Here is a 12,130-nt window from a genome sequence, read left to right as displayed (position 1 = left end):
CAACGAAAAGCCCCGGATAGTCTGATAGCCTTCTAACGCAAGCATCAGGTGCAATCGGCCGTTTGAAGCTCGATGCGGTTATCGGGATGAATAATGAGCTTGATTTCCTGGGTGGCATCAGCATCGCCCAGCCCCGGCGTAAAGCTGAACGTCCGGCCCTGGTGAGTCAGGACCTTCGGCAGCACCAACTTGCCATTCTGGTATCCGGAGTAGCCGTTGGCCAGGTGGTGATATACTTCGGCCAGAGAAAGCCCGGAAAACCGGTATGAATGGTCGAAGCATCCGTCGAAGGCCGTGTAGGTGTAGGTGCAATGCGCGTATTGCGTGATGTCATCGGTAATCGTTTCGTTGTGATTGGCCACGCGCACCTTATGCTTTTTGCTGTAGCTACTCTTCTTTGCGCCCAGCAGTACAACGTATGGCCGGCCATCGGAGCTGTGCAGCACCTGTGGCCGATGCGCCGTCACATCGGAGCTGAATACGTAGCCCGGAGTGCCATTCAACTCTATCCGCAGCCAGTCGCCCGGCAGCACCAGAGACTTACCAATAAGCCGGGTATCCGCCGAAGGCCGCACTTCCAGCACCCCGATAGCGCGCCCTACCGGCAGGTACTGCCGTACTGCGGCCCGGAGGCTGGGCTGGCCATACACCGCCGTACCGGCCCGGTTGATGCAGTAGCGTGTAGGGGTAACTGCTGCAGCCACTTTACCCGCGCCGGCAGCCGGTATCGGGCCGGGTCCGTTCATCGCCAGCCCTAGGGCCAGCAACAGGGTAGTAGTCGTTCGGCGGAGGTTGGGTAGCGGCATAATTCGGATGATTAAAGAAGGAGGGATTGTACACCTTTCCGGGCAATTCAGGCGTAGCGCAGCCTGCATACGTGGCGCTAAGGTTTGCCGGCGTCTCAACCGGAAACAGGCACCGGAATAAGCAAGTAACAGGACAACAAATTACCTTCTTTTAATCAACTCGGCAACGCTCCAAAACCCCTACTTCCCGCTACCCAGTTACTGATACCCGGCGGCCTGTAGCCGGAATAGCTCGGCGTAACGGCCGCCGCGTGCCAGCAGCTGCTCGTGGCTCCCGATTTCCTGGAACTGGCCGTTCTCGATGACCAGAATCCGGTCGGCCATGCGCACGGTGCTGAAGCGGTGGCTGATGAGCACGGCGGTTTTGCCCTGCGTGAGTTCTTTAAAGCGCTGGAACACTTCATACTCGGCGCGGGCGTCGAGGGCGGCGGTGGGCTCATCGAGGATGAGCAGCTGGGCGTCGCGCATGTAGGCGCGGCCGAGGGCAATTTTCTGCCACTCGCCCCCACTCAAATCCACGCCGCCATTAAAGCGGCGACCAATCATCTGCTCGTAGCCGCCGGGTAGCTTGGCAATTACCGAGTCGGCGAGGCTTTGCTGGGCGGCTTGCTCAATGCGCGGCTGGTTGTCTTTCTGATCGATGCGGCCCACGGCCAAGTTCTGGCCGGCCGGCAGCTGGAAGCGCACGAAATCCTGGAAAATCACCCCGATTTCCTGGCGCAGCTCCTGGGGGTCGTAGTCGCGCAGGTCGTGGCCATCGAGCAGGATGCGGCCCTCGGTGGGGTCGTAGAGACGGGAGAGCAGCTTGACGAGCGTGGTTTTACCGGCTCCGTTTTCGCCCACCAGAGCCAGCTTCTCGCCGGCCTGCAGCTCGAAGCTGAGGTTGCGTAGCGCCCATTTTTCAGCATTGCGGTACTTAAAGCCCACGTTTTCAAAGGTGAAGCCCCAGCGGATGGGGCGCGGAAACGGCAGCACCGGCCGGGCCTCGTCGCGCCGGATTTTCGGCTGCAGGTGGAAGAAGTCGAAGAAATCCTGCAGGTACAGCGCACCTTCGGCCACCGCGCTGAAGCGGCTCAGAATGCCTTCCAGTAGCCCCCGCATACGAGCAAACGAGCCGGCTAGAAACGTGAGCTGCCCAATGCTCACCTGCCCGTACACTGTCTGGCTGATGATATATACATAGGCCGCGTAGTAGCCCGCCGCGCCCACCGCCGCGAAGAACGTACCCCACCCCGCCCGCTTGATTACCAAGCTTTTGTTCTGCTGGTAAAACCCATCCGACAGCGTCCGGAACCGGTCAATGAGAAACCCCGAGAGGCCGAAAATCTTGACTTCCTTGGCCGTTTCGTCGGAAGCGCCGGTCTGGCGCAGGTAGTCCAGCTCGCGCCGCTCGGGTGTCCAGCCATGCACCAGTGAGTAACTCCGTTCATTGAAATGACTCTCGCCCAGAAATGCCGGCACCACGGCCACCAGCAACAGCAGCAGCAGCCACGGGTTGAAGGCCACCAGCCCCACGGCCAGAAACCCCATCGTAATAACATCCTGGGCCTGACTGAGCACCTGCGACATGAGCACGGTGCGGGAAAGTGTCTGGCGGCGGGCCCGTTCCAGCTTGTCGTAAAAGGCACTGTCCTCAAACTGGTCGAGGTCCAGTTCGGCCGCGTGCTGCATCAGCCGGATAGACGTCTGGTTGGCGAATAAGTCCCCGAGCAATGAATCGAGCAGGGCCACGCCCCGGCCCAGCGCATCCGACAGCACCGCCAGCCCAAATTCCAGGGCCACCAGCGTGAGCACCGGGGCCAACACCCGCTCCGGCGCGGGCTGTCGGCTGAGTTGCACCACCGCGTCGAGAATCAGCTGGGCCACGTAGAGCATGGCCACCGGCAGGGCCGCCCGCAGCAGGCGCAGCGCCACGTTGCCCAAGGTGAGGCCCGGACTGGTCTGCCACACCAGGCGCAGAAACTCCGGCAGATTTTTGAGGGCCGAGAACCGCTCCCGCACCGAGAGGCTGGGTTTGCCGTCGGGCCGGGGCTTTTTGGCGGAAATAGTAGAGAAAAACGAATCAGAACGAGCCATAGAACCGGTTGCACGGCACACTTCGGGCCGGAGTGCGCAGGCAGCCTTTTTGGCAGGTGAAATTGGGGCCTCCGGAGGACACCCGGGCGGACGGATACCCGTTCTGGACCAGAAACGTACTTTTACCGTTCTACTCGTCGTTGCTCCACTTATGCTGCATAGCATTCTGTTCGCTCCTTTTACTGATGCGGCCCTACAGGCCCGCTACGAGGCCGCGCTGGCCACCCTCACGGCAGCCGGCACCGAGGGCGTACTGCTGGGCAACCTGCCGGTAGCCAGCATGGTGCTGCCCGCCGTGCTGGTGCAGCAGGGCGGAGCGGTCATCCTTCTACTGGCGGCAGGCGGCGGCCAGCTTTCTATTCCGATGTTGGAAACCGAGCCCTGGCGACTGGAAGACCAGCAACTGGCAGGTTTTGAAGCCGATGACAACCCGCTTCGCCTGTTCCGGCGGCAGCGTGCCACCCTGGCCGGCTGGCTGGCGCAACAGCCCGAACTGCCCCAGCCTATCGGGGAAGTCGACGTGGCGGGCCTGCTGGTATTTGATCAATTGGTTCGTTTCGCGGCGGAAGTTGAGTATCAGCTGGACCAGCTGCTCGCTGCCGACCAGTTTCAGCTGGTGCCGCAGGTGGGCCAACTGCCTCGCCGGCTAGCCCAGCTGCCCACGCGGCTGCGGCTGCCCGCCGCCGCGCTAGCCGAGTGGGCGGAGGCGTTGGTGCAATATGGTCCCGAGCCACCTCAGGCTGAAGCGGAGGAAAGTACCCCGGAAGAAGCTCCGAGCACTTTTTGGGGGCAGAAGGCCCGACAGATCTGGGGTTGGCTCGGGGCGGAGGACGTCCCCGCCGACCCACCCTATGGCAACGCACCGGCTGCTGCCGTGGCCGCTGGCCAGGAGGAAAAACAGCGGCTGGAGCAGCTGCGGCAACAGGTAGTGCAGGAGCTGCAGCAGCAGCGCCGGGAAATGGAAGCCCGCGAAGCCGAGCGGGAAGAAAGCATTGCCCAGCTCCGGGCCCAACTCACCCAGGCCCCCTCCGCCACCGCCGAAGTAGCAGCCCTACAGGCCCGACTGACAGCCGAAACTCAGGAGAAACAGCAGCTACAAGCCGCTATCCAGGCCTCTCGTACCGAAGCGGAAACCCGCAACCAAGCCCTCGACGCCCGCATTCAACAGCTCGGACAGCAATTGGCCCAACTCCAGGCCCAGCCACCAGTGGCCGCTGCTATGCCGACTGCCTTCGACAGTACGCCGCTCACCACAACCCGCCCCGTGGCTGGGCGGCCTGTTAGCCCGGCAGTGTTGTGGCGGCTGCAGTGGCAACGGGGTGCGGTAGTGGTGGCTTCCATTGCGGCGCTGGGCGGCGGTTTGTGGGCCGTTACCCAGTTGCCGGTGTGGCTGGGCACCCAGCGGCCGGCCGCCGGCCAGACTAACACACCCGTTGAACCCGCCGACGACAACACAGAAGCCGCCGCCCCCACTCTGTTCGACATTCAGCCCGATACCGTGGCCCTCGATTCGACGGCGGAGGATGCGCCACTCACCCCGGCCGAGGAGCATATCATTGCCGCCGACTCTTTGGAGCAACAGGCCCACCCCGGCGAAATCCTGGACTCCGTAGCCGCCGAAACCCCGGAAGGCGATATTTAGAGTGCTTCTCAACCGCTCCGCCCCCAATGCACAACGACCCCGCCTCTCCTGAGACGGGGTCGTTGGCTGCTTATAGGGTGTCAGTCCTGATTTACTTTTCCTGCGAAGCCATTTCCGGCTGAGAAACGGCCGCACCAGTTGTGGCTTGACCATTCTGGCCATTGGTTACGCGCCGACCCATGTAGCGGCTGGTAGCTGGGCTAGGGTTTTTGGCGGCCTTGTCGAGGCTCTGGCGCAGGCGCTGGCCGTAATCAGAGTCGCATTTGGTGAACAGCTCCACCATCCGGTTTTGAATCTCGGTGGTAGCAGCACTCAGTGCGTCAGTCAGGTTATTGATGAGGTCGGTTTTCTCCCGCTCATCATGCTTACGCCACCGGGCCCCAGCCTGGGCAAAATCAACCTCGCCGTGGCGGCTGATTTTCTGACGGATCAGCGGCGCGTTGTACATCGGCTCGTGGTCTTTGCCCGCCTTCGACGACTCCGTCAGACCATTCAGCGAGGATGGCTCATAGTTGACATGCGGGTTCTGGTTGGGAGCCGTATCCACATGGAACGTCATCTGGCCGTCGCGCTGGTTGGTGGCTACATGCTTTTTAGGCGCGTTGATAGGCAACTGCAGGTAATTGGTGCCCACACGGTAGCGCTGCGTATCGGAGTACGAGAACGTACGGCCCTGCAGCATCTTGTCATCGGAGAAGTCGAGACCATCTACAAGTACGCCGGTACCAAAAGCCACCTGCTCTACTTCGGCGAAGTAATTTTCGGGGTTGCGGTTAAGTACCATTTTGCCCACGGGCAGCATCGGGAACTGATCTTCGGGCCAGATCTTGGTGTCGTCGAGCGGGTCGAAATCCAGCTCCGGGTGCTCCCCGTCGGGCATCATCTGCACCTGGAACTCCCACTCGGGAAAATTACCGGCCTCAATGGCGTCGTACAGATCCTGGGTAGCATGGTTGAAATTGGTGGCCTGAATGGCATCAGCTTCGGGCTGGGTGAGGTTTTTCACGCCTTGCTTGGGTACCCAGTGGTACTTGATCAGCTGGGCCTCGCCCTCCTTATTTACCCACTTATAGGTATTTACGCCTGAGCCTTCCATCTGGCGGTAATTAGCCGGAATGCCCCAGGGCGAAAACAGGAACGTGAGCATGTGCACCGACTCGGGCGTATTGCTCATGAAGTCGAAGATGCGGCCGCCGTCCTGGCGGTTGGTCACCGGATCGGGCTTAAGTGAGTGCACCATGTCCGGAAACTTGAGGGCGTCGCGGATAAAGAACACCTTCAGGTTGTTGCCCACCAAGTCCCAGTTTCCGTCTTCGGTGTAGAATTTCACCGCAAAACCACGCGGGTCACGCAGGGTTTCGGGTGAGTGTCCGCCATGGATTACGCTGGAAAAGCGCACGAATACCGGCGTTTCCTTGCCTTTCGTATTAAACAGCTTGGCACGGGTGTACTTTTCAATTGATTCACCGCCCACTGTGCCGTAGGCCGTGAATACGCCGTGGGCCCCAGCCCCGCGTGCGTGTACCACCCGCTCCGGAATTCGCTCCCGGTCAAAGTGACTGATTTTCTCGAGCAGCTGATAATTTTCCAGCGTTACGGGGCCGCGGTTGCCTACCGTGCGCGAGTTCTGGTTGTCGGTAACGGGGTGGCCCTGGCGGGTAGTCAGCGTCTGGGCCTGCTCGCCGGCGGCCGTGCGGCCATCGTGCGCGGTGCCGGCGCCCGTTACGGCGGTGCCTGTACCATTGCCAGGCTGGCTGTTGTGCGGTTGATTCTCCTTGTCTTCCATTGTCTGATGTCGGGTGAGTGATAAGTATAGTACTTCGTGAGGTGGCTGGAAGTTAGAGTTAGTGGAGAATTTTTCTCCACTAGGATTTTGGCATTTTACTTTTTCCCATGCTGTCCCTACACTCCGGCCACTCAGGAGGCAAGTCAAAAAACCACTTTTCGTGCGTCCGGCCGAAGCATCCGGGGCTACCTTTGCGGCCTGATGTCTGCCCCTTCCGCCCTTGCCCCCGTTCGCGTGTACACCGTTGGCTTCTGGCTGATGTGTTTGTCGTCGCTGCTGTTTTTCATGAGCTTCAACATGCTGCTGCCGGAGCTGCCCGACTACCTCACGCGCCTGGGCGGGGCCGAGTACAAGGGCTTCATCATTGCCCTGTTCACGCTCACAGCCGGCCTTTCCCGCCCGTTCAGTGGCAAGCTGGCCGATACTGTGGGCCGCATTCCGGTGATGGTGTTCGGCTCACTGGTGTGCTTCGTGTGCGGCTTCTTTTACCCGTTTACGGCCACGGTGGCGGCGTTTATGGGGTTGCGGCTGCTGCACGGCTTCAGTACCGGCTTTAAGCCCACCGGCACGGCCGCCTTCATTGCCGATATTATTCCGCTGGAGCGGCGAGGCGAGGCCATGGGCCTGCTGGGTGTGGCGGGCTCGGTGGGCATGGCGGCCGGCCCTATGCTGGGCTCTTGGCTGGCCCTGCACTTCTCCCTTGATACCATGTTCTACTGCTCCTCGGGCCTGGCCCTGCTGAGCTTGGTGGTGCAGGGCACTATGACGGAAACCCTGCCCCGCGCCCAGCGGCAGCGGTTCAGCTGGCGGCTACTGCGCATTGAAAGCTGGGAGGAGGTATTCGAGCCCCGGGTGCTGGCCCCGGCCCTGGTCACGCTGCTGTGCCTGTTCCCGTTCGGGGCCGTACTCACCGTCATTCCCGACCAGAGCCGGGTACTGGGCCTCATTGGGGAAGATAAGGGCCTGTTTTATACCTGCTACACCGGGGCCTCGCTGGTGGTGCGGCTGGTGGCCGGCCGCACTTCCGACCGGTATGGCCGTGTACCGGTGCTCATCGGTTCCTCCATGGTAATTGTGGCGGCCCTGGTGCTGCTGGCGCTGGCGCAGTCGGCCCCCATGTTTCTGGCGGGCGCGGTGCTGTTTGGGTTGGGAACCGGGCTGAACTCGCCAACCCTGTACGCCTGGACGGTGGATTTGAGCCACCCCGAACGGCGCGGCCGGGCCGTGGCTACCATGTACATTGCTCTGGAGGCCGGTATCGGGCTGGGGGCTTTGCTGGCGGGCTGGGTATTTGCCAACGAGCCCGCTCACCTGCCCTTCGTCCACGGGCTCAGCGCGCTCAGCGTACTGGCAGGCCTGGGGTATCTGCTGATCTTGAGCCGGCGCAAGGCACGGACGGCGTAAGGAGCCGGGCGTGCTTTTTTTGCCGTTACGGAGCATCAGAAAGCATAACCGGTGGCGACTTCCCGATTTTATAAGTCCTGACAGCGGACTTTTAATCTTCTCTCCGGAACCTGTTATCTTTAGTGCCGAATTTTATACAACCCGCCCCAACGGCCGGACCTTCTTTTCCCTATTTCCGTGGCTTCTCTCTATTCACGACCAGTGTTTGCGCTGGCTTTATCCACCGGTTTACTGCTGGCAGGCACTGTCCGGGCGCAGGAAGCACCCCTGAAATTCGGTAAGCTGGAGGCCAAAGAAGCCACCGCCCTACTGGCCGTGCCCACAGCTGATTCAGCTGCCGCTGAAGTTCTCTGCGACTTTGGCCAGTCCAGCATCCAGGGCAAAAACGAGGGTTTCGAGCTCAAGTTTGAACGCACGGCCCGCCTGCTTATCCGCCGCCGGGCCGGTTACGACCACGCCACCGTGCGCGTGCTGCTGTACCACGATCCTAAAGGTGGGGGCCGGGAAGAGCTGCTGCAGCTGAAAGGCCTGACGTACAATTTAACGGGCACTACGCTCAGCAAAGAGCCCCTGCGCACGGAAGCCGTGTTCAGCCGCAAAGTGGATGAGCGCCTGGATGAGTATGCTTTCACGCTGCCCAACGTGCGCGAAGGCTCCATCGTGGAATTTACCTACGTGATTAAGTCGCCCTTCCTGTTTAACCTCCAAGACTGGCAGTTTCAGCAGGACATACCCGTGCGCTGGAGTGAGTACCGCACGACCATTCCCAGCTTTTACCGCTATAAGGAGCTGACGCGCACGTACTGGCCTTTCGCCCTCAACGAAACCGGGGCCAAGGCCTACGCCACCACCTACCGCGAGGACACCCGCACCTCCTACGGCTCCATCCCGACGGGCAGCGGCAACAGCTACACCATTACCACCCAGGCCCTCACGCGCCGCTGGGTGCAGAAAAACCTACCCGCTTTCCACCCCGAGTCGTTCATGACCACGGAGCGCGACTACCTGAGCCGGGTTGATTTTGAGCTGGAGCGCATTCAGTTTGATGAAAAACGCCCGCCGCAGTTCATCGTCGGCAACTGGGCCGAAATTGAGAAGGAACTGCTGGAAAAAGAGAGTTTCGGGCAGTATCTGCGCGCCACTACCGCCGTGAGTACCGCCGCCGCACCTCTGCGCACCCTCCCCGACCCCACGGAGCGGGCCGCAGCCGTCCGGCAGCAGGTGCTGGCGGCCGTAGGCTACAGCGGCAGCACTGGCACTCACGTTCGGAACACAGCCAAACGGGTGGTGGAGCTGCGCCAGGGCAACGCGGCCGAGGTAAACCTACTGCTGGTCGCGGCGTTGCGGGCCGCCGGCCTAGACGCCCAGCCCTTGCTGTTGAGCACCCGCGCCCACGGCCGTATCCAGACGGAGCTGCCTGTGGTGAGTCAGTTCAACTACGTGGTGGCCCACGTAGCGCTGCCCGAGGGAAAAGAGCTGCTCCTGGATGCTACTGATGCCAGCCTGCCCCACACTCTGCTCCCCGACTATTGCCTGAATGGCCAGGGCCGGCTGCTGGGGCCAGCAGGCAAATGGGTAAACCTGGCCGATAACGCACCGCATCTGCTCTATACCAATGCGCAGCTGATGGTAAACGCCCGGGGCGAAATTCAAGGCAACATCCGTCAGGAATATGCTGGTTACGCCGCCGCCGAGCACCGCCGGCCGCTGCCAGCCCTGCGCCAGCAGTGGCAACAGGCCCACCCCGACTGGCAGATTACCACGATAGAAGCATCGGCGCCCGACGTGGCCCGGCCGGTGGTGCTGGAGCTGAAAGCCAGCCTGCCCGGCGCCGAAGCTCCGGCCGCCACCCTCTACCTGCGGCCATTGCAGCAGCTGATTCTGCCGACGAACCCATTCACACAGGCGGAGCGCCTCTATCCCGTCGATTTTACTACCGCCCGGCGGCTGGAATGCATAGTGAATATTACCCTACCCGCCGGCTATGCCGCTACCGAGCTGCCGGCTACCATGCAACTGGTGCTACCCAACGAGGGTGGCCGCTTTCTGTTCAATGTCAGCCAGCCAAACCCGCAGACCATTGCGCTGCTGGGCCGGCTGCAGCTGACCAAAACGCATTATTCGGCCGAGGAGTATCATGCCTTGCGGGAGCTATACACCAAGGCCCTTGCCAAGCTGGCTGAACCAATTGTGCTGCAGCGGCAATAAGTTGCGCAGCGGGGGTTGTACAGGAGCCGGATAAACAGGATATTTCGGTTCCGCTTCTCTGTCCATACTTCTCTACACCTATTTGTAGTGCTTTGTTGCCTGCTCTGTTGCTGGAGCCGGAAATAGTATTTTCCCCTGATATTTCCATCTTCTACCCCTTGCTGGTATGATTTCACCTTTACTCCGCCGGCTGCTGCTGGCCGGTATCTGCGGTACGGCGTCCGTATCACTGGCCCACGCCCAGGCCGACCCTATCAAATTCGGCAAGATTGACGAGCTGGACCTTACGGCGCAAAACTTCGCGGCCGATAGTGCCGCTTCGGCCGTAGTGCTGTGCGACTTTGGCCGCTCCCGCTTCGAGTACAACGACGGGCAGTTCCGGGTGGTATTTGAGCGCGTGACCCGCATCAAAATCCTGAAAAAATCGGGGTACGATGAGGCTACCGTGCAGGTGCCGCTGTACCATAAAGCCACCAACGAAGAAAAGCTCACCGGTCTGCGGGGCTTCACTTACAATCTGGTGAACGGCCAAGTGGTAAAGGAAAAGTTGAATTCCGACGCTATTTTCCGGGAGGAAAGCACCCCTAACATTACCATTCGCAAGTTTACGCTGCCCAACGTACGGGTAGGCTCCGTGATAGAATACACGTACTCGGTGGTTTCGCCTTTCACCTTCAACTTCCAGGACTGGACGTTCCAGCGCGATATCCCGGTACGCTGGAGCGAGTACCGGGCGGCTATTCCGGAGTATTTCGACTACAAAATGCTCATGCAGGGCTATGAGCCGCTGGAAGTGCAGGAGCGCAACGAAGCGACTACCCAGTACACCATCAGCTGGTCATCGAAGATGGAGTACGGGGAGCGTACCTCCGGCGGCTCGACGGTGGTAACCCCGCGCGTGACCAACCACCGCTGGGCCATGAAAGCGGTGCCCGCCATGCGCGAGGAGCCCTACATGACCACCACCAACGACTATATTTCCAAAATCGACTTTGAGCTGGCTGGTATCAAGTGGCCCGATGAGCCGTACAAAGCCGTAGCCAACTCCTGGGAGAAAATTGACACTGACCTGCTCAATGATGAGCAGTTTGGCAGCCAGCTCAACAAAGGTGGCTTTCTGAAAGAGCAGCTGACCCCGCTGCTGGCCCAGACCACCGACCCGGCCGGCCGCGTGGCCGCCATTCATGACCTAGTGCGCCGCAGCGTGAAGCACAACGGCAACAACGGCATATATGCCTCCAGCACCGTGCGCCGGGCCTACGACCAGAAAACCGGCAGCGCGGCCGACGTCAACTTGCTGCTGGTAGCGGCCCTGCGCGAAGCCGGCTTCCAGGCCAGCCCCGTGCTGCTGAGCACCCGCAACCACGGCCGCATGGAAACTGGCGTGCCGCTCCTCTCGCGCTTCAACTACGTGCTGGCCCACGTAGCTTTGCCCGAAGGGAAGGAAATGCTGCTGGATGCCACGGAGGAGCTGGCTCCCTGCGGCATGCTGCCTCACCGCTGCCTCAACGGAGTGGGCCGCCTAGTGCTGCCCAAAGCCGGGGCCTCGCGCTGGGTAGAGCTTAAAACCAATGACCGGCTGCTCTCCTACCGCCAGATCAGCCTGACTGTGGATGAAAAAGGTGGCTTCAGCGGTAAAGTCCACCAGGAGCATGCCGGCTATCTGGCCCTGAGTCAGCGGGAAAAGCTGCGCAAGCTGGGGGAAAAGAAGTACGTGGAAGAGCTGGCAGCCAGTCATGAGGGCTGGAATATTCCGGCTTATACCTTCAAGGAGCGTGACGCGCTGCACCGGCCGCTCACGCTGGAATATGAGTTTGCCAGCGCCGGAGGCGATGCGCCCGCCGGCACTATTTACCTGAACCCGCTGCGCGACTTCGGTACCGATAAAAACCCCTTCCTGCACGAAGGTCGCCGCTTCCCCGTGGACTTCGGGACGGCGCTGGACGAAACCGTTATGGTAAACATCACGCTGCCGGCCGGCTACGAGCTGGAGGAAACGCCCAAGCCCATGACCATGGAGCTGCCGGAAAGCGGGGGCCGCTTCACCTACGCCATCCAGCCGGGCACCGGCATCATCCAGATTGTGAGCCGCATGAACCTGAGCCGGCCGGTATACTCAGCGGAGGAATACGCGTACCTGCGGGAGTTCTTTGCCCGCATGATGGCCAAGCAGAGTGAGCGGCTGGTCCTCAAAAAGAAAGTATAACG

7 protein-coding genes are annotated in these 12,130 nt (G+C 61.0%); 4 read left to right on the top strand and 3 right to left on the bottom strand.

Going from position 1 to position 12,130, the window contains the following annotated elements:
* Nucleotides 1-44: 44 nt before the first annotated feature.
* A complete protein-coding gene (locus HSW_RS05170) occupies nt 45-806 on the bottom strand; it encodes a hypothetical protein (RefSeq protein ID WP_155832832.1) in 762 nt (253 codons plus the stop codon).
* A gap of 198 nt (nt 807-1,004) precedes the next feature.
* On the bottom strand, nt 1,005-2,882 hold the full coding sequence (locus HSW_RS05165) for an ABC transporter ATP-binding protein (RefSeq protein WP_044001095.1): 1,878 nt from the start codon (nt 2,880-2,882) through the stop codon (nt 1,005-1,007).
* A gap of 151 nt (nt 2,883-3,033) precedes the next feature.
* Between HSW_RS05165 and HSW_RS05160 the strand changes: the two genes are divergently transcribed.
* Nucleotides 3,034-4,524 (top strand): hypothetical protein, encoded by a 1,491-nt coding sequence (locus HSW_RS05160; RefSeq protein ID WP_044001094.1) that lies wholly within the window; start codon nt 3,034-3,036, stop codon nt 4,522-4,524.
* A 91-nt stretch (nt 4,525-4,615) separates the two neighbouring features.
* On the opposite strand, the gene HSW_RS05155 is transcribed toward HSW_RS05160, so the two are convergent.
* On the bottom strand, nt 4,616-6,310 hold the full coding sequence (locus HSW_RS05155; RefSeq protein WP_071883064.1) for a catalase: 1,695 nt from the start codon (nt 6,308-6,310) through the stop codon (nt 4,616-4,618).
* A gap of 201 nt (nt 6,311-6,511) precedes the next feature.
* Between HSW_RS05155 and HSW_RS05150 the strand changes: the two genes are divergently transcribed.
* From HSW_RS05150 to HSW_RS05140, 3 genes are all read left to right on the top strand, one after another.
* On the top strand, nt 6,512-7,714 hold the full coding sequence (locus HSW_RS05150; protein WP_044001093.1) for an MFS transporter: 1,203 nt from the start codon (nt 6,512-6,514) through the stop codon (nt 7,712-7,714).
* A 177-nt stretch (nt 7,715-7,891) separates the two neighbouring features.
* Complete coding sequence (locus tag HSW_RS05145) at nt 7,892-9,922, top strand: transglutaminase domain-containing protein (RefSeq protein WP_155832831.1); 2,031 nt, start codon at nt 7,892-7,894, stop codon at nt 9,920-9,922.
* Between the two features lie 166 nt (nt 9,923-10,088).
* Nucleotides 10,089-12,128 (top strand): DUF3857 domain-containing protein, encoded by a 2,040-nt coding sequence (locus HSW_RS05140; protein ID WP_052346135.1) that lies wholly within the window; start codon nt 10,089-10,091, stop codon nt 12,126-12,128.
* Nucleotides 12,129-12,130 lie beyond the last annotated feature (2 nt).

The organism is Hymenobacter swuensis DY53 (genome assembly GCF_000576555.1).
GTDB classification, from domain to species: Bacteria; Bacteroidota; Bacteroidia; order Cytophagales; family Hymenobacteraceae; genus Hymenobacter; species Hymenobacter swuensis.
This window is presented reverse-complemented; position numbering and strand designations above follow the sequence as displayed.

Coding starts and splice junctions, on each gene's coding strand:
- HSW_RS05160 (WP_044001094.1), top strand. CDS start 3,034: ATGCTGCATAGCATTCTGTTCGCTCCTTTTACTGATGCGGCCCTACAG.
- HSW_RS05140 (WP_052346135.1), top strand. CDS start 10,089: ATGATTTCACCTTTACTCCGCCGGCTGCTGCTGGCCGGTATCTGCGGT.
- HSW_RS05170 (WP_155832832.1), bottom strand. CDS start 806: ATGCCGCTACCCAACCTCCGCCGAACGACTACTACCCTGTTGCTGGCC.
- HSW_RS05165 (WP_044001095.1), bottom strand. CDS start 2,882: ATGGCTCGTTCTGATTCGTTTTTCTCTACTATTTCCGCCAAAAAGCCC.
- HSW_RS05150 (WP_044001093.1), top strand. CDS start 6,512: ATGTCTGCCCCTTCCGCCCTTGCCCCCGTTCGCGTGTACACCGTTGGC.
- HSW_RS05155 (WP_071883064.1), bottom strand. CDS start 6,310: ATGGAAGACAAGGAGAATCAACCGCACAACAGCCAGCCTGGCAATGGT.